This window comes from Mesorhizobium sp. 113-3-9 (assembly GCF_016756515.1).
Taxonomy (GTDB): Bacteria; Pseudomonadota; Alphaproteobacteria; order Rhizobiales; family Rhizobiaceae; genus Mesorhizobium.
On sequence record NZ_AP023246.1, the window covers coordinates 6,660,775 to 6,680,703 of the forward strand.

General features: G+C 64.5%; 21 protein-coding genes. 9 read left to right on the plus strand and 12 right to left on the minus strand.

Translation table 11 applies throughout. The features are described 5' to 3' along the window. Nucleotides 1-34: 34 nt before the first annotated feature. On the plus strand, nt 35-802 hold the full coding sequence (locus MesoLj_RS32090; RefSeq protein WP_202323845.1) for a metallophosphoesterase family protein: 768 nt from the start codon (nt 35-37) through the stop codon (nt 800-802). A gap of 35 nt (nt 803-837) precedes the next feature. On the opposite strand, the gene MesoLj_RS36685 is transcribed toward MesoLj_RS32090, so the two are convergent. Next, nucleotides 838-969: a hypothetical protein gene (locus MesoLj_RS36685; protein ID WP_013893872.1), complete on the minus strand. Its 132-nt coding sequence runs from the start codon at nt 967-969 to the stop codon at nt 838-840. 324 nt (nt 970-1,293) lie between these two features. Beyond that, nucleotides 1,294-1,992 (minus strand): type 1 glutamine amidotransferase, encoded by a 699-nt coding sequence (locus MesoLj_RS32095; RefSeq protein ID WP_202323846.1) that lies wholly within the window; start codon nt 1,990-1,992, stop codon nt 1,294-1,296. An 88-nt stretch (nt 1,993-2,080) separates the two neighbouring features. Between MesoLj_RS32095 and MesoLj_RS32100 the strand changes: the two genes are divergently transcribed. From MesoLj_RS32100 to MesoLj_RS32115, 4 genes are all read left to right on the plus strand, one after another. Further along, nucleotides 2,081-2,728: a hypothetical protein gene (locus MesoLj_RS32100; RefSeq protein WP_202323847.1), complete on the plus strand. Its 648-nt coding sequence runs from the start codon at nt 2,081-2,083 to the stop codon at nt 2,726-2,728. 31 nt (nt 2,729-2,759) lie between these two features. After that, nucleotides 2,760-3,494, plus strand: coding sequence for a 16S rRNA (uracil(1498)-N(3))-methyltransferase (locus MesoLj_RS32105; protein WP_202327566.1), 735 nt, complete (start codon nt 2,760-2,762; stop codon nt 3,492-3,494). Nucleotides 3,495-3,638: 144 nt separating this feature from the next. Continuing rightward, nucleotides 3,639-5,012, plus strand: coding sequence for a glutamate--cysteine ligase (locus tag MesoLj_RS32110; protein WP_202323848.1), 1,374 nt, complete (start codon nt 3,639-3,641; stop codon nt 5,010-5,012). An 89-nt stretch (nt 5,013-5,101) separates the two neighbouring features. Further along, complete coding sequence (locus tag MesoLj_RS32115) at nt 5,102-6,100, plus strand: DUF937 domain-containing protein (RefSeq protein ID WP_202323849.1); 999 nt, start codon at nt 5,102-5,104, stop codon at nt 6,098-6,100. 216 nt (nt 6,101-6,316) lie between these two features. On the opposite strand, the gene MesoLj_RS32120 is transcribed toward MesoLj_RS32115, so the two are convergent. Further along, on the minus strand, nt 6,317-6,607 hold the full coding sequence (locus MesoLj_RS32120; RefSeq protein WP_056565295.1) for a DUF1127 domain-containing protein: 291 nt from the start codon (nt 6,605-6,607) through the stop codon (nt 6,317-6,319). A gap of 234 nt (nt 6,608-6,841) precedes the next feature. Here MesoLj_RS32120 and MesoLj_RS32125 point away from each other — a divergent pair, with 234 nt between their 5' ends. The 3 genes from MesoLj_RS32125 to MesoLj_RS32135 all read left to right on the plus strand — a co-directional run bounded on the left by MesoLj_RS32125 (nt 6,842) and on the right by MesoLj_RS32135 (nt 10,581). Further along, entirely contained in the window at nt 6,842-7,798 is a 957-nt protein-coding gene (locus tag MesoLj_RS32125) for a LysR substrate-binding domain-containing protein (RefSeq protein WP_202323850.1), read from the plus strand. A 78-nt stretch (nt 7,799-7,876) separates the two neighbouring features. After that, nucleotides 7,877-9,442 (plus strand): exodeoxyribonuclease VII large subunit, encoded by a 1,566-nt coding sequence (gene xseA / locus MesoLj_RS32130; RefSeq protein ID WP_202323851.1) that lies wholly within the window; start codon nt 7,877-7,879, stop codon nt 9,440-9,442. A gap of 2 nt (nt 9,443-9,444) precedes the next feature. Further along, the gene (locus MesoLj_RS32135) at nt 9,445-10,581 is read left to right on the plus strand and encodes a DmpA family aminopeptidase (protein ID WP_202323852.1); all 1,137 of its coding nucleotides are present in this window, start codon (nt 9,445-9,447) and stop codon (nt 10,579-10,581) included. A 54-nt stretch (nt 10,582-10,635) separates the two neighbouring features. Here MesoLj_RS32135 and MesoLj_RS32140 read toward each other — a convergent pair whose 3' ends face one another. Beyond that, the gene (locus MesoLj_RS32140) at nt 10,636-10,887 is read right to left on the minus strand and encodes a DUF768 domain-containing protein (protein WP_056565310.1); all 252 of its coding nucleotides are present in this window, start codon (nt 10,885-10,887) and stop codon (nt 10,636-10,638) included. Between the two features lie 396 nt (nt 10,888-11,283). Continuing rightward, on the minus strand, nt 11,284-11,973 hold the full coding sequence (locus MesoLj_RS32145; RefSeq protein WP_202323853.1) for an SDR family NAD(P)-dependent oxidoreductase: 690 nt from the start codon (nt 11,971-11,973) through the stop codon (nt 11,284-11,286). On the opposite strand from MesoLj_RS32145, the gene MesoLj_RS32150 reads away from it, so the two are divergent. Next, a complete protein-coding gene (locus MesoLj_RS32150; protein ID WP_202323854.1) occupies nt 11,967-12,227 on the plus strand; it encodes a hypothetical protein in 261 nt (86 codons plus the stop codon). The two genes, MesoLj_RS32145 and MesoLj_RS32150, sit on opposite strands and share 7 nt — an antisense overlap. A 55-nt stretch (nt 12,228-12,282) precedes the next feature. Here MesoLj_RS32150 and MesoLj_RS32155 read toward each other — a convergent pair whose 3' ends face one another. From MesoLj_RS32155 to MesoLj_RS32185, 7 genes are all read right to left on the minus strand, one after another. Then, complete coding sequence (locus MesoLj_RS32155) at nt 12,283-13,302, minus strand: isopenicillin N synthase family dioxygenase (RefSeq protein WP_202323855.1); 1,020 nt, start codon at nt 13,300-13,302, stop codon at nt 12,283-12,285. Nucleotides 13,303-13,562: 260 nt separating this feature from the next. Further along, the gene (locus tag MesoLj_RS32160) at nt 13,563-14,609 is read right to left on the minus strand and encodes an ornithine cyclodeaminase (RefSeq protein ID WP_202323856.1); all 1,047 of its coding nucleotides are present in this window, start codon (nt 14,607-14,609) and stop codon (nt 13,563-13,565) included. Nucleotides 14,610-14,634: 25 nt separating this feature from the next. After that, entirely contained in the window at nt 14,635-15,264 is a 630-nt protein-coding gene (locus MesoLj_RS32165) for an FMN-binding negative transcriptional regulator (RefSeq protein ID WP_140774913.1), read from the minus strand. A 4-nt stretch (nt 15,265-15,268) separates the two neighbouring features. Then, nucleotides 15,269-16,150 carry a branched-chain amino acid ABC transporter permease gene (locus MesoLj_RS32170; RefSeq protein WP_140774912.1) on the minus strand — a complete coding sequence of 294 codons (882 nt, stop codon included), beginning with the start codon at nt 16,148-16,150 and terminating at the stop codon, nt 15,269-15,271. Nucleotides 16,151-16,155: 5 nt separating this feature from the next. Next, a complete protein-coding gene (locus MesoLj_RS32175) occupies nt 16,156-16,860 on the minus strand; it encodes an ABC transporter ATP-binding protein (protein WP_056565325.1) in 705 nt (234 codons plus the stop codon). 4 nt (nt 16,861-16,864) lie between these two features. Beyond that, nucleotides 16,865-18,031 carry an ABC transporter substrate-binding protein gene (locus MesoLj_RS32180; RefSeq protein ID WP_140774911.1) on the minus strand — a complete coding sequence of 389 codons (1,167 nt, stop codon included), beginning with the start codon at nt 18,029-18,031 and terminating at the stop codon, nt 16,865-16,867. Between the two features lie 48 nt (nt 18,032-18,079). Further along, nucleotides 18,080-19,921, minus strand: a complete 1,842-nt coding sequence (locus MesoLj_RS32185) for a branched-chain amino acid ABC transporter ATP-binding protein/permease (protein ID WP_244735232.1) — start codon at nt 19,919-19,921, stop codon at nt 18,080-18,082. Nucleotides 19,922-19,929 lie beyond the last annotated feature (8 nt).

Here is a 19,929-nt window from a genome sequence, read left to right on the forward strand (position 1 = left end):
CCGATGACAGCCTGACCACGGAGACCACGAGGCCTTGGCGGAACCCGGCATCCATTTTCTCAACGCGCATGGGCCGGACGATGTGCGCCTTTACGCAATCGGCGACGTGCATGGCAGGCTTGACCTGCTGGCCGCCATGCACCGGCGGATCGAGAGCGAGCTGGAGTGGAAACCGGTTCGCGACTGGCGGGTGATCCATCTCGGCGACTATGTCGACCGCGGGCCGGAGTCCAAGGGCGTCATCGATTTTCTGATCGAAGCCCGAAAACGCGATCCGCGCAACCTGATGCTGGCCGGCAACCACGACATCGGCTTTCTCGATTTTCTGGGAAACCCTGAACCGGAAGGGCTTTTCATGCGCTATGGCGGCGTCCAGACGGCGCTGTCCTACGGGGTCTCCCTCACCGCGGACGCCAGTTGGTTCGGCAAGACGGAGACGATGAGACGCGGACATCAGGCCTTGCTCGAAGCCGTGCCGCAAAGCCATGTCGATTTCCTGCGGTCGCTGCCGTTCTCGGTGACATCAGGCGACTTCTTCTTCTGCCACGCCGGCATCAGGCCGGGCATTGCGCTGGACAAGCAGAGCCCGCAGGACCTGATCTGGATCCGCGACATTTTCCACGATTACACCGGCCTGTTCCCGAAGATCGTGGTGCATGGCCACACACCCGTCCCCGAGGCCGAAGTGATGGCCAACCGCGTCAACGTCGACACGCTTGCCTGGCAATCAGGCATGCTTACCGCGCTCGTCGTGGACGGAGCGGACAAACGCATCCTGGAAATGACAATAAAAGAAGCTTGAGCCGCGCCGCAGGAAGCGTCGCCAGCGAGCCGGCTTTAGCGAAGCGAGGCGGTAACGCCGTAGCCGTCTACGGCGTTGTGGTTGTTGGCGGCATCGGCGGCATAGATGCCGAGACCGCAAAGCACGATGGCGGACAACATGGCAAAGGACAGAAGCGCTGCTTTCACGGAGGTCATCTCTTGTTGAGCTTTCTGCATCTGTGCACCAGGCGGTTACCAATGCGTTGAAACGGAGAATTCGCTTCAAAGTTTCGACGATTTCGCGCTTCTAGGCGCGTTCTGTATCGACGGTGTGTCGCACGGGTCACACAAAAGGTCCATCGCGGTTGCACTTCAGATGCAGAGCGCGCGCCTTCTAGAATGGCGGGCGGACACAAGCCAAGAATGAAAGAGGTTTTCCCCAGCCGGTTTCACGGCCGCGTGCCAATTATGTCACGCGCAGGAATGGACGCTCAGAGACTGTTTCGAAATTCGCCCTGGCGAGCGGGCGTCTCAGATGGTCGCCACCCAGGCGCGGGCGATGGCCAGCCCGGCGGCATCGGCGTCGGGTCCATTGCGGGCCATTTCGCCATCGAGCTTGCCGGCCCAGTCGGGATGGCGCGCGGCAATGGTGGGGGCGAAGGAGGTGCACCAGTCCTTCACCATCGGCCGATCGGCTTCGAAATGGAACTGGAAGCCATAGACGGCGCGGCCGACACGGAACGCCTGGTTTTCGGCGACATCATTGCCGGCGAGACGTACGGCGTTTTGCGGCAGTTCGAATGTGTCGTCGTGCCACTGGAAGATCGGGAATTTTTCCGGCAATTCAGCCAGCACCGGATCGGCCTTGGCATCCCGCGTCAGCGACACGCCGCGCCAGCCGAATTCGTTGGCGGCGCCGATGCGGTTCTCGCCACCGAAGGCGCGGGCGACGAGCTGGCTGCCAAGGCAGATGCCGAGCACGGCGCGGTCCTTGCCGGCAAAATCGCGGGTCAGTTCAAGCAACGCCGGGAAATAGGGATATTCATCGTCGGCCAGCGCATTCTGGCCGCCGCCGAGCACCACCATGGCATCGTGCCCGGCCGCATCCTGCGGCAGCGGGTCGCCCTTGTAGGGGAGGCGCACATCGAGATCGGCACCCGCTTCCGCGAGTGCGGCACCAACCTGGCCGAGGCCGGTATTGTCGTAGTTCTGGACCACCAGCACCCGCATCGCAAAATCCTGCTGACATGAAAATGATGCGACGAGCGATATCATGCCGCCCGCACAGCAGCCAAGATGCGTATCCCAGGAGAGAACTATGCCACTGCAGAACAGGGTCGATCCGTTCGGCGCCATCCACGCCGTGCCCGAGCGCGGCCTGTTCACCGGCAATCGCGGCATCATCCATGATCCCGAAACCAAGATTCTGCTCAGGAAACGCTGGGCGCTTCAGGCCTGGATCATCTGCGTGTGCCAATTCCGCAATGTGCGGCGCGAGCCGATGGGCCGCAACAGACCCGGCGGCAAGGCCGGCTGGACCGAGCTTTTCTTCCTCGACGAGGTTACGGCCCTGGCGGCGGGACACCGCCCCTGCTTCTTCTGCCAGCGCGAACGGGCCAAGGAATTTGTCCAGCGCTTCGGTGAAGCCTTCGGCATTGCCGAACCGCGCGCCCCGCAGGTCGACAAACGTCTGCACAAGGAGCGGCTGGCTTCGGGGGGCAAGCCGCCTGTGGCTGTCGTTGAAGACCTTGGCGGCCTGCCGGACGGCGCCATGGTTGCGGACGGCGGTTCAGCCTATGCCCTGCGCGGCGGCCAAGCACTGCGCTGGTCGTTCGCCGGTTATGACCCACCCGCCGATTTCGGCTCACTCGGCGAAAAGATGCTTTTGCTGCTCACGCCAGCGACAACGCTCAATGTCCTGCGACATGGCTTTCGACCTGTTTGGCATGCATCGGCCGAGACTTGACGCAGGCGGCCGGCTCGCTCATTCCTCGGCGATGCGCGCCAATTACAAGATGCAACGCCTGTTCGTGCCCGACGACCTCGGGGCGGATGCCGAATTCGACGCCGGTCAGCAGCAAAGCCATTATCTGATGCATGTGCTCCGGCTTGGCGAAGGCGCCGAGATCCTGGTCTTCAATGGCCGCGATGGCGAGTGGTCGGCGGCCATCGCGGCGAAGTCGAAGAAAGCGGTCAAGCTCAGGGTGCTGGCATTGCAGCGGCCGCAGCCGCCACTGCCCGACCTCATCTACTGTTTCGCACCGCTGAAGCAGGGGCGGCTTGACTATCTCGTGCAGAAGGCGGTCGAGATGGGCGCGGGCATCCTGCAGCCGGTCATCACCCAGCACACGCAAGTGGCCAAGCCGTCCATCGACCGGCTGCGCGCCAATGTCGTCGAGGCCGCCGAACAATGCGGCGTCCTGGCGTTGCCGGAGGTTCGCGAGGCGGAAAAGTTCGAGCGCATGCTGACCGGCTGGGACAGAGAGCGGCGGCTGGTCTTCTGCGACGAGGACGCCTCGACCAACAATCCGCTGCCTGCCTTGCAGGCGGTAAAGGAGAGGAAGCTCGCGCTGCTGGTCGGGCCGGAAGGCGGCTTTTCCGACGAGGAGCGCAAGATGCTGCGCGCCCTGCCCTTCGTGACCGCCATTCCGCTCGGCCCGCGCATCCTGCGCGCCGACACGGCGGCTGTAGCGGCACTTGCGGTGATGCAGGCAACTGTCGGAGACTGGTAGGACGTCACTTCCTGCAAGGGGATGGCCCGGATCGTGGCCTTCAATTCCTCTTGACCTGTGGCTCAGGATTTTTCGCTTGATCGGCTACTGACATTTCGTCCATTTACCGCCGGCGGTCGCTCGACCGCCTCTGAGGGCTGAACCATGGCGCGCGACACAACCGATTTCCGGCCGATCGAAGACATCGACGAACTCGTCGAGCACCTGGCCGAAGGCAACAAACCGCGCGACAAGTGGCGCATCGGCACCGAGCACGAGAAATTCCCCTTCTATGTCGATGGCAACGCGCCAGTGCCCTATGGCGGCGAGCGCGGCATCCGCGCCATCCTGGAAGGCATGCAGGAAAAGCTGGGCTGGGACCCGATCATCGATGACGGCCGCATCATCGGCCTGGTCGAGCCGACGGGCCAGGGCGCGATCTCGCTCGAGCCCGGCGGCCAGTTCGAGCTTTCCGGCGCGCCGCTGGAGACCATCCATCAGACCTGCCGCGAAGGCAATGCGCATCTGGCGCAGGTGCGCGAGATCGCCGAACCGATGGGCATCCGCTTCCTCGGCCTCGGCGGCAGCCCGAAATGGTCGCTGGCCGAGACGCCGAAAATGCCGAAGTCGCGCTATGAGATCATGACGCGCTACATGCCCAAGGTCGGCACCAAGGGCCTCGACATGATGTACCGCACCTGTACGATCCAGGTTAACCTCGACTTCGAGAGCGAAGCCGACATGCGCCGCAAGATGCAGGTCTCGCTGAAGCTGCAGCCGCTGTCGACGGCGCTGTTCGCCAACTCGCCCTTCACCGAGAGCCGGCCGAACGGACTGCAGAGTTGGCGCGGCGACATCTGGCGCGACACCGACAACCAGCGCTCCGGCCTGCTCGAATTCTGCTTCTCGCCCGATTTCGGTTTCGCCGACTATGTCGAATGGGCGCTCGACGTGCCGATGTATTTCGTCATCCGCGACGGCCACTATCACGACATGACGCACATCACCTTCCGCCAGTTCATGGCCGGCGCCGCGCGCAACGAAGTGCCGGACGGGCTGCCGACGATGGGCGACTGGGCGAACCACCTGTCGACGCTGTTCCCTGACGTCAGGCTGAAGCGTTTCCTCGAGATGCGCGGCGCCGATGGCGGCCCGTGGCGGCGCATCTGCGCGCTGCCGGCATTCTGGGTCGGCCTGCTCTATGACGAGGCGGCGCTCGGCGCGGCCGAGGCATTGACCTCGAGCTGGACCTACAAGGAAGTGCTGGCCATGCGCAACGCGGTGCCGGAGCTGGGCATTTCCGCGCCCTTCCGCAACGCCACGCTGCGCGAAATGGCGCGCGATGTGCTGGCAATCTCGCGCACAGGGCTGAAGAACCGCGGCAAGAAGAACCGTGACGGCTACGACGAAACCTCGTTCCTCAACACTTTGGACGAAGTGGTTGCGCGCGGCACGACCAGCGCCGAGGAGATGCTTTCGGCCTACCACACGCGCTGGGGCGGCTCGATCGAGCCGGTGTTCATGGAATACGCCTATTAACCGCGCGCGTTAAGGAACGGCAAAAGCCGCTTCAATCGAGTGTTGAAACGAATTAGGCTCTCTTCCAAGGAATTCAGGAGGAGAAGCCGATGCCTACCTTGTTCGACATGCTGACCCAGGCCCAGAACGGCAACGGCATGCAGGCGCTTGCCCAACAATATGGGCTTTCGATGCAGCAGACACAGGCGGCGGTCGCAGCACTGCTGCCGGCCTTTTCGCAGGGGTTGCAACGCAACACCGCCGATCCCTACGGTCTCGGCGCCTTCATGACGGCCATGGCAAGCGGCCAGCACGCCAAATATTTCGAAGACGCGACCCGGGCGTTCTCGCCGCAAGGCGTCGATGAAGGCAACGGCATTCTCGGACATCTGTTCGGGTCCAAGGACCTGTCACGCGCCGTGGCCAGCCAGGCTGCGCAAGCGAGCGGCGTCAGCCAGCAGGTCCTGCAGCAGATGCTGCCCGCGATCGCCTCGATGGTGATGGGCGGCCTGTTCAAGCAGACGACAAATCAGATGCAGTCCGCGGGAGGCTTCGGCGGTGGTGGGAACAATCCGCTCGGCGAGATCATCGAGCAGATGATGCGGCAAGGCGGCATGCAGGCCCCGGCACCACCACAGCGTCAGGCTCCGCCGCCCCAGAACCCGATGGACAACCCGCTCGGCAAGGTCTTGCAGGACATGTTCGGCGGGCAAAGCCAGCCGCAGCAAGCGCCCAACCCTTATGGTGAAAATCCGCTCGGCAAGGTGCTGCAGGACATGTTTGGTGGCGGCGCGCCGCAGCCGCAAGCCCGACCGCAGCCACAGCAGACGCAGAGCCCCTATGGTGACAATCCGCTGGGAAAGATCTTCGAGGAAATGCTGCGGCAGGGCGGCGGCGGATTGGGCGGCGGGCAGCCGGCGCCTCAACCTCAGGCACCGCAGCAGCGCCAGGCGCCGCAACCACAGACCAACCCGAGCGGCAGGCCGAGGAACCCGTTCGACGATTTGTTCGGCAAGATGTTCGAGACCGGCGCCCAGCAGCGCGATGACTATCAGAAGGGCGTGGAAACGATCTTCGATCAGTTCAAGCGCGATATGGATCGCAGGTAGGATTTCTCGATCGTCATCCTGGGGCGAAGCAAGGAGCAAAGCGACGCGGCGCTACGCGCAAGGATGACGAAGCAGAGGCAAAGAAAAGCCCGGTCCTTGGGAGGACCGGGCAACGTGCAGGCAGGCCGGCGGGGAACCGGCAGGGAGTGGGAAGCCTGCAGAACCTTTGGTCGCGCTGAGCCCTGAAAAGGTTCAACGCGACCGAAACTCAACCGATCAGGCCACCTTGCGGGCAAGATCCTCGATCGTCTCCACGCGATCGCTGGCGATTTCACGCAGCATCGCCGTCGGGTCGCGGCCAAACGGCACGTCGATGGCGACATGCAGGTCGGCGCGCGTCAGGCCGATATCGGCGAGCTCGGCGTCCGACATCTCGCCAAGACGGTAGAAGGCGCGGCGGTTTTTCCAGGCGCGGTAGAAGTTGAAGACGGTATTGGCCACGCGCATCGCAACGGCCGGACGCGAGGTGATGCGCGAGGTCTCGGTAGCGAAATCGATCGTGGTCATGTCGGCCTCCTTCAAGCTTCGAACGGACAAAGCCAAGCAGTCGGCGCTGGCGACAGCGGCCGTTCCGGCTTCGATTCACTTTCAAAGATGCATGTCGCTGCCCCAAAACCGGTGTCCACTTTTGGGTGACATGCATTGGGTTGATGTGGACGATACCAATTTGCCATCGGCCGATTGATTAATCCAACGAATGTTTCTAATCTTTAGCATCAACATCAATGATGGATTGGACCGATGAAAGCGCCGCTCGATCTCGATCAGTTGCAAACCTTCATCTCGATCGCCGATACCGGCAGCTTCACGCGGGCAGCCGAAGAGGTGCACCGTACCCAGTCGGCGGTGTCGATGCAGATGCGCCGGCTGGAAGAGCGGATCGGCAAGCCGCTGTTCGAGAAGGAGGGGCGCAGCAACAGGCTGACGGAGGAAGGCGACAAGCTGCTCTCCTATGCAAGACGGCTGCTCTACCTCAACCGCGAAACGCTGGCCGCCTTCGATGACCAGCGGCTCGAAGGCACGATCCGCATCGGCACGCCGGACGATTACGCCGACCGTTTCCTGCCGGAGATCATGGCGCGCTTCACGCGCTCCAATCCGCGCGTCGAACTGACTGTCATCTGCGAGCCGACGCCGGGACTGGTCGAACATATCAAGCGCGGCAATCTCGACCTGGCACTGGTGACGCACAACGATGTGCGCGGCCAGTCGGAAGTGGTGCGGCGCGAACCGCTGCTTTGGGTCACCTCGGCCAACCATGCGACACATGAACAGATAACGCTGCCGATGGCCTTTGGCCGGCCGAACTGCATCTGGCGGCGCGCCGCCGTCGATGTGCTGGACCAGCAGAACCGCGACTATCGCATCCTGTTCACCAGTTTCTCGGCGACCGTCATCACCGCAGCCGTGCTTTCGGGCTTGGCGATCTCGGTGCTGCCGGAATGCGCGCTCAGGCCCGGCATGCGGGTGCTGGGTGAGGCCGACGGTTTCGGCGCCCTGCCCGACTGCCGCATCGGCATCATGCGCGGCCAGACCTCGCGGCCCGAGATCGTCGATGCGCTTGCCCGCCACATCTCGGAGAGCCTGGACAACATCTCGGTGCCGCTTGGCGAGGAGACGGGAACATTCGACTTCGCCGCACTCGCCTTTGCCAAGATGAAGCGAACGAGACCGAACCAGATCCTGCCCGGCTGGTAGGGAAAAATCGGGCGCCTTGAGCGCGCGAACGGATACGGGCGCCTTGACGTGGGGCGCCAACCAACCCCCAATCGGCCGATGAGCGAAGCAGCATCCGAATCACGCACCAACGCCACCGAATACACGGTGAGCGAGATCTCCGGCGCGCTGAAGCGTACGGTGGAGGACGTCTTCGGCAATGTGCGGGTGCGCGGCGAAATCTCCGGCTATCGCGGCCCGCACTCCTCCGGCCATGCCTATTTCGCGCTGAAGGACGACCGCGCCCGGCTCGACGCCGTGGTGTGGAAAGGCACGATGAGCCGGCTGAAATTCCGTCCCGAGGAAGGGATGGAGGTGATCGCCACCGGCAAGCTCACCACCTATCCCGGCAAGTCCAACTACCAGATCGTCATCGACAATCTGGAGCCGGCCGGCGCCGGGGCGCTGATGGCGCTGCTGGAGGAACGCAAGCGCCGGCTGCAGGCCGAGGGGCTTTTCGACGCCGGCCGCAAGCGCCGGCTGCCCTTCATGCCGCGCGTCATCGGCGTCGTCACCTCGCCGACCGGGTCCGTCATCCGCGACATCATCCACCGCATCAAGGACCGCTTTCCGCTGCATGTGCTGGTCTGGCCGGTGCGCGTGCAGGGCGAGACATCAGGCGTGGAAGTGACCAATGCCGTCGCCGGCTTCAATGCACTGGCCTGGGATGGCCCAATCCAACGTCCCGATCTCTTGATCGTCGCGCGCGGAGGCGGCAGCCTGGAGGATCTGTGGGGGTTCAACGACGAAGCGCTCGCCCGCGCCGTTGCCGCCTCCGGAATTCCGGTGGTCTCGGCGGTCGGCCATGAAACCGACTGGACACTGATCGACCTCGTCGCGGATGTGCGGGCGCCGACACCAACGGGCGCGGCCGAAATCGCCGTGCCGGTGAAGGCCGACCTCGAAGCGACGCTTGCCAGCCTTGGCGCGCGGCTCAAGGCGGCCATCTCACGCAATTTCGAACGCAAGCGGCAGGCCGCGCGCGCGGCGGCGCGTGCGCTGCCCTCGCCTGATCAATTGCTGGCGCTGCCGCGCCGGCGCCTCGATGAGGCGACGAGCCGGCTCGGCCGCGGCCTGTCCGTCAGCGTCGATCGCAAGCGGGCGCGTCTCCAGGGCCAAAGGCTGACGCCGGCCACACTGTCGCGGCGCATCAACGAGGCGCGCACGCTGACCGGCCGTGACCTCGCCCGCGCGCAGGCGGCGTTCTTTGCCATCGTGCGCGAACGGCGCGCGCGCTTTGCGCGCACCGCGACGCGGCTGTCGCCGGCACCGATCGCACGAAGGCAGAAGCAGCAGGCCGATGCACTGGCAGCGCTCGCAAGGAGGCAGGATCGTGTCATCTCGCTGCGGCTCGAGCGGCTGCGCGGCCAGTTGAGCCAGGCAGAGCGCCTGCTGACCACGCTGTCGCACAAGGCCGTGCTGGCGCGCGGCTTCGCGCTGGTGAAGGATGCCGACGGCGCGGTCATCAAGCAGGCCGCCGACGTGACATCGGGGATGGCGCTTTCGCTGGAGTTCGCCGACGGCACGGCGGATGCGGTGGCAACCAGCGGTGCGGCGCGGCCGAAGCCGGCTGCCAAGCCAGCGGCCAAGGCGAAAGAACCCGGCAATCAGGGATCGCTGTTCTGACCATGACCGGAAATCCGCACCTTCTGGCCACACCCAGCGGCAAGCCGCGCGCGCGGAGCTTCGGCATAGGCTTCGACGGAACGCCCGGGCCGTTCAACACAATCACCGATGTGTCCGGCGTCGCTGTCGGCTATGCGACGTTGATTTCCGGGGACGGTGCGCTCGTCGTCGGCAAGGGGCCAGTGCGCACCGGTGTCACCGCGATCCTGCCCAGGCCGCGCACCGATCTGGCCACGCCGGTCTTCGCCGGTATCTTCAGCCAGAACGGCAATGGCGAACTGACCGGCTCGTACATCGTCGAGGAAACCGGTGCCTTCAATTTCCCGATCACCATCACCAACACGCATTCCTGCGGTGTCTCGCGCGACGGCACGCTGCGCTGGATGCATCAAGTGCTGCCGGCCGCGCTCGACAGCGGCTGGGGCCTGCCGGTGGCGGCGGAAACCTATGACGGGTTTCTCAACGACATAAACGGCCACCATCTGACCTTTGAGCACGTGACCGAAGCCCTTGACGGCGCAACCGGCGGGCCGGTCGAGGAAGGCAGCGTCGGCGGCGGCACAGGCATGATCACCTTCGGCTTCAAGGCCGGGTCGGGCACGGCGTCGCGCATAGTTGAATGGCAGGGGCATTCCTACACGGTCGGTGCCTTCGTGCAGTCGAATTTCGGCCAGCGCCACAATTTTACCCTTCGTGGCCTGCGTGCCGGGCCGGAACTCACGGAACCGGCTATCCGCGAAGGCACGCCCCGCGCCGAAAAGGGTTCGATCATCGCCGTTGTCGCCACCGATGCGCCATTCCTGCCGCACCAGATGAAGCGGCTGGCTCGCCGTGTGCCGCTCGGCGTCGCCATGACCGGCGGCTTCGGCTATCACAGCTCGGGCGATATCTTTCTCGCCTTCTCGACAGCCAACCCTGCCGCCGCATTGGCCCCGTCGGGCCGAATCGCCAGCGCCGATTTCATTCCCGATACGGACATCGATCCGTTCTTCGATGCGGTGATCCAGACCGTCGAGGAATCGATCCTCAACGCCCTGGTCGCCAATGACGATATGACCGGGCGCGACGGCAATTTCGTGCCGGCACTGCCGAAGACCTGGTTGAAAGAAAAATTCGGGCTGAAAGAAAAGTTCGGCTGAGACGAAAACGCGGGCCGGCGGGCCCGCGCATTCAGACAGAATGGCCGTTAAAATCTATTCCGCGGCCTTGCTGGAGGCCTGCTGGTGCTCGTCGGCCTCGGCCGCTTCCTCGAGCCGGGAAGCAATGAGTTCCTGGATATCGCCGACTTCTTCCTGGATGTCCTCCAGCGGGATGCCGACCTCGGCCGCCTTGGCGGCGCATTCCCTGGCCAATGTCTCGGCCTGCTTGTCGATCCTGGCCTGGGACTGGCAATGGACCTTTTCGCCGATCCATCCCCGCAAGAACTCGATGGCGTGTTCACTCATACTGCTGTTCCCTGGCGGCAAAGCCGGTTGGTAATCATAAACGTCGGCATCCCGCAAAGGATGCATGCTCCCATTCCAGCCGAGTCGCGGCCAGCCGGCAAGTCAATGCCGTGCAGGGTCCACAGAGCCGAAGGAAATCGAGGGGTGAAGAACATTTTCTGATTCTGAAGGACTGTACCGTTGGCGGGATCTGGCCCGCTCCGAGCAATTGCTTCTACCTTTTACGGCTTTCAGTCCGTTTCTTAATCTCAATGGCTGTCGCTACAGCCGCCTTTTACGTTGCGCCTCAAGGCACCAGCCAACGAGGCCGCCGCTATATAGTGATATCCTCATCCAATGTCGACTCCTCCCAACCGTGCCCACAGGTTGCACCAAAGTCGCACCCCCGCGCAGCCATCAGAAGGTTTCGACCCAGGGCCTCAGCTCCATTTCCCAGGTCCAGGCGCTGCGGTGCTGTCGATGGATGGAGAGATAGGCCTCGGCGATGGCGTCCGGAGACAGCCGGCGATCCGGTGGCCCGGACTCCTGCCCGGACGCGGCCGAGGCGATGGCGCCATCGATGATGAAATGCGCGACGTGGATGTTCTTCGGCGCCAGTTCACGGGCCATGGACTGGGCCAGTCCGCGCAAGCCGAATTTGGGCATCGCAAAGCCGGCGGAGCCGGCGAAGCCCTTCACGCTTGCTGTCGCGCCGGTGAAGAGGATCGAGCCCGAACCTAGAGCCACCAGCCGGCGGGCCGCCTGCTGGCCGACCAGGAACCCGCCATAGGCCCCAACCAGCAAAGCCTGCCGGACCGCCTCGGGATCGAGCTCGGCTATCGGCCCGCGAGCGCGTCCGCTGGCGTTGAAAACCACCAGCGAGAGCGGACCGGCGTTGTCGGCGACATCGAACAGACGCTCCACCGACGCGGGATCGGAGACATCCGTTGCCACGGCCTGCGCGCCTGTCTCAGCCTGCAATGCACCGAGTTTCTCAATGTTTCGGGCGGCCAGAACGACGCTGAACCCTTCCTTGGCAAGGAGGCGCGCCAGCGAGGCGCTCAAGCCGGAGCCCGCACCGGCAATGACGGCGACATTGGATGTCATGGGACCTTTCCTTCCTTGCGCGGATTGCGGTCGATGGCTTGCGAATGAACGGTTTTGAAGCTTGCCGGATCAGCGCGGCGGCGGCAACGCCGAGGCACGTGGAATTGCTCCAGAAAAATGGCCGGGCGCGAAAGCGGCCCGGCCAAAAAGAAGGTCATAACCTTCAGAGGGGAACACCGCTCAGTGAAATGGGAGGAAAACACCGAACGGATTTTTCTCTTTTGAACCGATTCTCGGACAGATACGACGGATGATTTTCTAAAGATTGGTCAGAATAGCGAAAATTCCGTCCCTTCTTCGCCAGGAAGCTCAACCAACCCGGCTTTCCCCTTCAAGCAGATCCGCGTAGTGGCGCCTCGCGACGTCGGGATGCGAGCGCAGCCGGCTTTTCAGCACATTGGTCCCGACATCGCGAAACAGCGGATTGTCCGGATCGCTGGCCGGTCCACGCGCCTGCGCCGCCAATTCCTCGGAAAGGCCAAGCAACGGTATCGTCGCATCGAGCCTTGCGCTGAAGAAGAACGGCACCGAAATGCGTTCAACGCCGGCGGGTGGCGTCACGACCCGATGCACTGTCGCGCGCAAATAGCCGTTGGAGGCCAGTTCGAGCAATTCGCCGATATTGACGACGAGCGTACCGGGAATGGGATCGACATCGACCCAGGCGCCGTCATAGTCGACTTGCAGCCCCTTGTTGTCATCCTGGAGCAGCAGCGTCAGGAAACCGCCATCCTTGTGCGCGCCCACGCCCTGGTCGCCGCCGGTTGCATCGCGGCCGGGGTAGCGCACGATCTTCATGCGATGGTTGGGCTCCCCGCGATAGATCGGGTCGAAGGCATCCTCGGGCTGATCGAGCGACAGCGCGAAGGCTTTGAGCAACCGGATCGCCACGGCCGTCACCTTGCTCTGCCAGGCAAGCAGCGCCGGCTTGAGGTCCGGCAGCGCCGCGGGCCACTGGTTCGGTCCCTGCAGCCGCGTCCAGGCGGGAACCCCCGGCCCTTGCGCGATTGCCGGGCGTTCGACGCCGATGTCGAGCTGCTCGCGCCAGTCCTCCTTGCCCTTGGTCAGTTCGCCGCCCGCGCGCGTATAGCCGCGAAACTGCGAGGACTTGACCATCTCGATTGCAAGCTTGTCGGCTTCCGGCAAGGCAAAGAAGTGACGCGATGCGGTGAGTACCTCGCTGATCTCCGCCCAGGAGATGCCATGTCCGGCCAGGTAGAAAAAGCCGATGTCGCGCGAAGCGGAGCGCAAGTCCGCCAGAAATGTCCGGCGTTCCGACGCGCCTTGCTCAAGACGGCTCAAATCGAGCACAGGCACTATTCTAGGCATATCAGGCTCCTTTCCCAGTGCTTTCCGGGTGTTGTTTGAAATCACCACTCGGAAAACCCAGCCGATTGAACATGCAGGCACTTTTGCGCGACCATAGCCGCCATCAACGCGCGCAAGTCTCATCGACTTCGAATTGCCGGGAAAGAAACGATCGGCCCTTCGTCGCGGCCGCGACGAACAATTTTTCCATTCGGACGGGCGAGCTGATGAAGATCGCGGTCGTGCCGGGACAAACAGGCGCTGGGCGCGCCCAATCGTCCTCAATCCTGCCGGGTCGCCCTCAACAGCATGCCGAACAGGTCGCGCGGCTCATCGGGGTCGGCCAGCATGTCGAGTTCCTGGTAGAGGCCGGTCGACTTCAGCTGATCCCTGACATAGCGTAGCGCCGAAAAATCCTCGATGGCGAAGCCGACGGAATCGAACAGCGTGATCTGGCCGGCATCGCGCCTTCCTTGCACGGCGCCTGATATGACCTGCCACAGTTCAGTGACCTCATGATCCGGTGCGAGTTGCTGGATCTCGCCTTCGATACGGGTCTGCGGGGGATATTCGACGAAGATGTCAGAGCGCAACAGGATGTCGCGGTGCAGTTCTGTCTTGCCCGGGCAGTCGCCGCCGACCGCGTTGATGTGGACGCCGGAGCCGACCATGTTGTCGGTGAGAATGGTGGCATACTGCTTGTCGGCGGTGACGGTGGTGATGATGTCGGCGCCCTCGACCGCCTCCTGCGCGGTCGTGCAGGCGGTCATGTCGAAGCCGAGACCGGCCAGATTGCGGATGCATTTCTCGGTCGCCGAACGGTCGATATCGTAGAGGCGCAATGTGTCGATGCCGAGCAGTGCCTTGAAGGCCAGCGCCTGGAATTCGGCCTGGGCGCCGTTGCCGATCAGCGCCATGCTGCGGGAGCCGACTGGCGCCAGATGCTTTGCCGCAAGCGCCGACATCGCCGCCGTGCGCAGCGCGGTCAGGATGGTCATTTCCGACAAGAGCACCGGATAGCCGTTGTGGACATCGGCCAGCATGCCGAAGGCGGTGACCGTCTGGCGGCCCTCGCGCATGTTCTTGGGGTGGCCATTGACGTATTTGAAGCCATAGACCTCGCCGTCACTGGTCGGCATCAGTTCGATGACGCCCTCGGCGCTGTGCGAGGCGACACGCGGCGTCTTGTCGAACAGGTCCCAGCGGCGGAAATCATCCTCGATATAGCCGGCAAGTTCGACGAGGAAGCGTTCGACGCCGATCTTCAGCACCAGCTTCATCATGTGGTCGACGCTGACGAACGGCACGATGTTGAGATTGGGGATCATTTTGTTTTCCTTGCCGGCGTTCCGGTCAGTCCTTGCGATGCGCGTTGTGCGCCTTCATCATCGCGGCAAGCGCCGGGTCTTTCTCCTCCAGCGCGCTGATGGCGCCACCCGTATCGTAAAGGCGCTCATCCTGCCCCATCTTGAACTTGGCTTCGAGCCGCTCGATCGGCAGGTCGAAGCCGATGATGTGAGGTATGCGCCGTTCCATGCCGCCGGGACCGAGTTCGCGCATGCGCCAGCGGTCGTCGCGACCCTTTTCCAGCACGTCGACCAGTTGCAGCAGATGCCGGGCAGTGGCGTGCTCGTCGAGCGGCACCGGATGGCCGTGGCAATGAACCACCGCAAAGTTCCAGGTCGGCGCGCTGTCGCGCACCGGGTTGCGCGGATACCAGGAGGACGAGATGTAGCCATGCGGCCCGTGGAAAACGCCAACCGTCTCCCTGCCCTGCGCAATCAGCTCGCTGTGCGGATTGGCCCTGGCGAGATGCGAGACCAGCGTTCCGTTTGCGCCCCGCGTACGGTCGAGCACGAACGGCAGATGCGAGACGACGAGCCCTTGCGGCCCTGCTGTCACCACCGTGGCGAAGGCGGCCGCCTCGATCAGGCCGAACACGGCGTCGCGCGACAGCGGCGCGAATTCCGGCTTGCTGTACATCAGATCAGCTACGCTGGACCCGGACCGCCGGGATCAGGCCTTGCGGCCGCAACAGCAGCACGGCGATGACACCCGACAGCACGATGGCGTCGCGATAGGGCGCGATCGCCGCCGGCAGCGTCGCCTGCAGCAGCACCTCGATGATGCCGAGCAGGAAACCGCCCGCGACAGCACCCGGCAGGCTGCCCAGCCCACCGACGACGGCGGCGATGAAGGCTTTCAGCACCGGCGTGAAGCCCATCAGCGGATCGACCGAGGCGCGCTGCGCCACCCACAGCATGGCCGCCAACCCCGCCAGCAAGCCGGAGAGCAGGAAAGCGGTGGCGATGATGCGGCTGGCCGGAATGCCCATCAGGCGCACGACGTCGAAATCCTCCGCCGCCGCGCGCATCGCCGTGCCGGTCACCGAGCGGCGCAGGAAGACCTCCAGCGCAATCAGCGCCAGCGCCGAGACGACGATCGAGATGCTGGGACCGACGCCGATGGTGAAATCACCGAAGGAGAAGGCGCCGGTCATCCAGCCGGGCATGGCGACAGCCTGCGGCCGGGCCGAAATGCCGTTCTGAAAAACAACTTTCAAAAGGCTGGACACGGCGAAACTGGTCAGCAGAAGACTGGTGACGCTGGCGCCACGCATCGGCCTGAAGGCGATACGCTCCATGGCGACAGCGGCGAGCGCGCCGCAGGACACGGCGACAAGCACGGCCACCGGGAAGGGAAAGCCGAGCACCAGCGAAGCCAGGAGCGCATAGCCCGACAGCGTCATCAGCTCGCCATGGGCGAAATTGATGAGGCCGACGATGGAGAAGACGATCGCCAGGCCGAGTGCCAGCAGCGCATAGACGCCGCCGAGGCTGACCGCATTGATGATCTGCTGCGCGACCATGCTTCTCAAGCTCCCAGATAGGCCTGGCGGACGAGGTCCGAAGAGGCGAGTTCTTTTGCCGTGCCCGACAACACCACCTCGCCATTGGCGAGCACGACGGCACGGTCGGCGATTTCCAACGCCAGTGCCACATTCTGCTCGACCAGAAGGATGGTCAGGCCCTTGCGGCGCAGTTCGGCAATCAGGTCGAAAACGGTGTCGATCAGTTGCGGGGCAAGGCCGAGCGATGGCTCGTCGAGCAGGATCATGCGCGGTTTGCCCATCAGGGCGCGGGCGATGGCCAGCATCTGCTGCTCGCCGCCGGACAGATTGCCGCCCTTGACGCGATGATAGCGACGCAGGATCGGAAACAGCTCCAGCATCTCCTCCTCGCGCACCCTCGCCTCGGCGGCGGGCTGATGCACCGCGCCGCCGAGACGCAGATTGTCGGCGACCGTCAGGCTGGCGAAGATGCGGCGGCCTTCGGGAACCAGCGCCACGCCCTTGCGGGCGATGGCCTCCGGAGCCAGGCCGGTAATGTCGGCCCCGTCGAACACCACCTTGCCGGACGCAGCCGGCACCAACCCGGCGACGGCGCCAAGCGTCGAGCTCTTGCCGGCGCCATTGGCGCCGACCAGCGCGATGATCTCGCCGCTGTCGACGGTGAGGTCGACACGGCGCACCGCCTCGACTTCGCCGTACCGGATTTTCAGGGCTTCGACGCTCAGCATGGCATCACGGCGCGGGAACGTCGGCGGCGGCGGGGATCAGGGTTTCGACATGCTTGCCCTCGCCGCCGTCGTAGCGCATCAGCGCCACGGGCCTGAGCGGCATGCGGTCGGTGCCGGCATAGGTGATCTTGCCGGTGATGCCCTCGAAATCCTTGAGGTTGGCTATGGCGTCGCGGATGGCCTTGGGATCGTCGGAGCCGGCGGTCTTGACCGCCTGGTCGAGGATCAGCCCGATCTCGTAGCCATTGACCTCATAGGTCGATTCCGGCGCGTGGCCGGCATATTTGGTGAAGGCGGCGTTGAAGGCTTCGAGCTTGCTGCCCGGCTCGGCATAGCCGGCCGCGGTATAGACGACGCCATCGACCAGCTTGCCAAGGGCCTTGATGGTCGGCGTGCCGATGGCATCGGCGCCATAGACCGGGATGGTGACGCCGGCGCCGCGCAATTGCTGGATGAAGGCCGGGAAATCCGGCTCATAGGCCGCCGTCATGATCAGGTCCGGCTTGTCGGCCAAGCCTTTGATATTGGTGATCTCGGCGGAAAAGTCCGGCTGGCCCATTGTGAAGGTGCCGCGGCCGACGACGGCGCCGCCCTTCTTCTCGAACACCTTGCCGAAATATTCCGGCAGGTTGGCGGTGTAGGTGGAGTCCGGCGAGGTCAGCAGGAACACCTTCTTCTTGCCTTCGGAGACGGCGAAATCGGCCACTGCCGTCGCCTGCACATTGTCGGCCGGATAGGTGCCGAACATCACGTCGCCGACCGCACCTGTGAGCACGGGGGCGGAGCCGCACAAGGTCAGGGTCGGAATGCCGAGCGGCTGGGTGAGCTGGCCGGCGGAAATCGAGGGATCGGCGTCGCAGGGCGTGATCATGATCTTGGCGCCGGCGTCGATCAGTTCCTGGGCGACGGTGGCGGTCTGCGCGGTGTCGGAGCGCGTGTCCTTGATCAGCAGCTTGACGGTGTATTTGCCACCGAGCCCGCCCTTGGCGTTGAGCTCGTCAAGCGACATGCGCAAGCCGGCAAGGGCCGGCTGGTCGTAGGGGGCAAGGCCGCCGGTCTGCGCGGTCGCCGCACCGATGATGATCTCCTCGGCACTCGCCGTCGAAATGGCGGCGATGCCGGACACCGCCGCGCACAGGGCAGCGCGGTGGAGGCGATAGAGGCTTGGCATGTCGGTTCTCCTTCTGGATTTGTTATCGTTGGCTGTCGTCGTTGCGGTCTATGCGGGCTGGTTTTCAGGTGTCGCGGTCTTGGCGCGCGCCGTGCGGCTGCCGAGATAGGCGGCGATGACGGCGGGGTTGTTCTGGACATCGGCCGGCGTGCCGTCGGCGATGACGCGGCCGTGATCGATGACGACGATGCGCTCGCAAAGGTTCATCACCAGCCGCATGTCATGCTCGATCAGCACGACGCCGATGCGGCGCTCGGCGCGCACCGCCGACAGGATGGAGACGAGTTCGGCGGTCTCGACGGCGTTCATGCCGGCGGCCGGTTCGTCGAGCAGCAGGAAGCGCGGCTTCAGCGCCAGGGCGCGCGCCACTTCCAGCCGACGGCGCTGGCCATAGGCAAGCCGGGCCGCCGGCTGGTCGGCTGACTTCTCCAGACCCATGCGGGACAGTTCGCGCATGGCGGCCGCCTCGGCGCGGCCGAGATCAGGTTCGACCTGGCGGGCGGCGACGACGACGTTTTCCAGCACGGTCATGTGCGGAAAGACGCGGATGTTCTGGAAGGTGCGGGCAATGCCTGACCGCGCAAAGCGAAAGGCCGAGGCCTGCCGCACCACGCCGCCGACGGACACGGTTCCCGCACTGGGTTGCACATCGCCGGCCAGCATGTTGAGCAGCGTCGTCTTGCCGGCGCCGTTGGGTCCGATGATGCCGGTGATGCTGTCGGTCTCGAAGCTCAAGCTGACGTCATCGACGGCGACGACGCCGGCATAACGGCGCGACAGATGGTCGGCCATCAGCCGGTCGGCACCAACCTGTTGCGGCACCGCGGCCGAAGCCATGTCCGCCCGGCGCCCTGACCGGCGCAAAAGGTTGAGCTCACGCTCGCCGAAAAGGCCGGTAGGCCGGCGCCAGATGACCAGGATCATGGCGATGGCCAGCACGCCCTGGGTCAGGCCGAAGAGGACAGGCAAATGCAGGCCGAGCACTTCGCCGCCACCCTCGAAGCGGCGCACCACCTCGATCACCACGATGGTGACGATGACGCCGGCGAAGGCGCCGAGCGAGGACGTCATGCCGCCGACGATGAGCATGGCAAGCATGGTGAAGCCGAGGTCGAAATAGAAGTCGCGCGGCGAAAACGCGCCCAGGAACTGCGCCATCATGGCGCCGGCGGCCATGGCGGCGACAACGCCCGCCACCCAGGCAGCGAGCCGCGCCGTGCGCTGGTCAACGCCGACGGCGGCGGCGCCGCGCTCGTCATTGGCGGCGGCGCGGGTGGCAAGACCGAAGGAGGTCTCGCGAAACAGCCTCGCCGCGATCAGCGTCACAGAGGCGATCGCCGCGGCGGTCCACAGCCCGACCTCTCGCGGCACGCCGTAGAAGGGCTGGCTGCCCCGGGTGATCTCGCGCCCGGCGACCAGCAGCGTGTAGACGATGATCAGCATGGCGAGCGTGGCGATCGAGGCACTCGATCCGGTCAGTCGAAGCAAGGGCGTGCCGGTCAGCAGACCGATGACGACAGCCAGAACCAGGACGACGGCCAGCGCCGCGAAGAAGGAGAGCTGGTACCCGGCAAGGAATTCCGGCAGATCGCGCAGCGCCGTGCGCTGCAGCGAGGTCGGCATGGTGAGAATGCCGGTGGCGTAAGCGCCAAGGCCGACAAAGGCGGCCTGACCGAAAGAGACGATGCCGCTATTGCCGGAGAAAATCTGCAGCCCAAGCACGGCCGTCAGCATGATCGCGGCATAGGTGACGACGCGCTGCATGGCGGCGCCGCCGAAGATGAAGGCGGCAAGCGCCACCAAGAGCAGCACCGCCACCATGCACAAGGCATCGGCCGTGGCGTTGCGAAACGCGGCCGGCATGAAGCCGCGGGGCTTGCTCTCGCTCATCATCACCG

Excerpts from the sequence above, each read along its gene's own strand:
- MesoLj_RS32095 (WP_202323846.1), bottom strand. The coding sequence starts at position 1,992 with ATGCGGGTGCTGGTGGTCCAGAACTACGACAATACCGGCCTCGGCCAG.
- MesoLj_RS32100 (WP_202323847.1), top strand. The coding sequence starts at position 2,081 with ATGCCACTGCAGAACAGGGTCGATCCGTTCGGCGCCATCCACGCCGTG.
- MesoLj_RS32105 (WP_202327566.1), top strand. The coding sequence starts at position 2,760 with ATGCGCGCCAATTACAAGATGCAACGCCTGTTCGTGCCCGACGACCTC.
- MesoLj_RS32110 (WP_202323848.1), top strand. The coding sequence starts at position 3,639 with ATGGCGCGCGACACAACCGATTTCCGGCCGATCGAAGACATCGACGAA.
- MesoLj_RS32115 (WP_202323849.1), top strand. The coding sequence starts at position 5,102 with ATGCCTACCTTGTTCGACATGCTGACCCAGGCCCAGAACGGCAACGGC.
- MesoLj_RS32120 (WP_056565295.1), bottom strand. The coding sequence starts at position 6,607 with ATGACCACGATCGATTTCGCTACCGAGACCTCGCGCATCACCTCGCGT.
- MesoLj_RS32125 (WP_202323850.1), top strand. The coding sequence starts at position 6,842 with ATGAAAGCGCCGCTCGATCTCGATCAGTTGCAAACCTTCATCTCGATC.
- xseA (WP_202323851.1), top strand. The coding sequence starts at position 7,877 with ATGAGCGAAGCAGCATCCGAATCACGCACCAACGCCACCGAATACACG.
- MesoLj_RS32135 (WP_202323852.1), top strand. The coding sequence starts at position 9,445 with ATGACCGGAAATCCGCACCTTCTGGCCACACCCAGCGGCAAGCCGCGC.
- MesoLj_RS32140 (WP_056565310.1), bottom strand. The coding sequence starts at position 10,887 with ATGAGTGAACACGCCATCGAGTTCTTGCGGGGATGGATCGGCGAAAAG.
- MesoLj_RS32150 (WP_202323854.1), top strand. The coding sequence starts at position 11,967 with ATGTCATGGGACCTTTCCTTCCTTGCGCGGATTGCGGTCGATGGCTTG.
- MesoLj_RS32145 (WP_202323853.1), bottom strand. The coding sequence starts at position 11,973 with ATGACATCCAATGTCGCCGTCATTGCCGGTGCGGGCTCCGGCTTGAGC.
- MesoLj_RS32155 (WP_202323855.1), bottom strand. The coding sequence starts at position 13,302 with ATGCCTAGAATAGTGCCTGTGCTCGATTTGAGCCGTCTTGAGCAAGGC.
- MesoLj_RS32160 (WP_202323856.1), bottom strand. The coding sequence starts at position 14,609 with ATGATCCCCAATCTCAACATCGTGCCGTTCGTCAGCGTCGACCACATG.
- MesoLj_RS32165 (WP_140774913.1), bottom strand. The coding sequence starts at position 15,264 with ATGTACAGCAAGCCGGAATTCGCGCCGCTGTCGCGCGACGCCGTGTTC.
- MesoLj_RS32170 (WP_140774912.1), bottom strand. The coding sequence starts at position 16,150 with ATGGTCGCGCAGCAGATCATCAATGCGGTCAGCCTCGGCGGCGTCTAT.
- MesoLj_RS32175 (WP_056565325.1), bottom strand. The coding sequence starts at position 16,860 with ATGCTGAGCGTCGAAGCCCTGAAAATCCGGTACGGCGAAGTCGAGGCG.
- MesoLj_RS32180 (WP_140774911.1), bottom strand. The coding sequence starts at position 18,031 with ATGCCAAGCCTCTATCGCCTCCACCGCGCTGCCCTGTGCGCGGCGGTG.
- MesoLj_RS32185 (WP_244735232.1), bottom strand. The coding sequence starts at position 19,921 with ATGAGCGAGAGCAAGCCCCGCGGCTTCATGCCGGCCGCGTTTCGCAAC.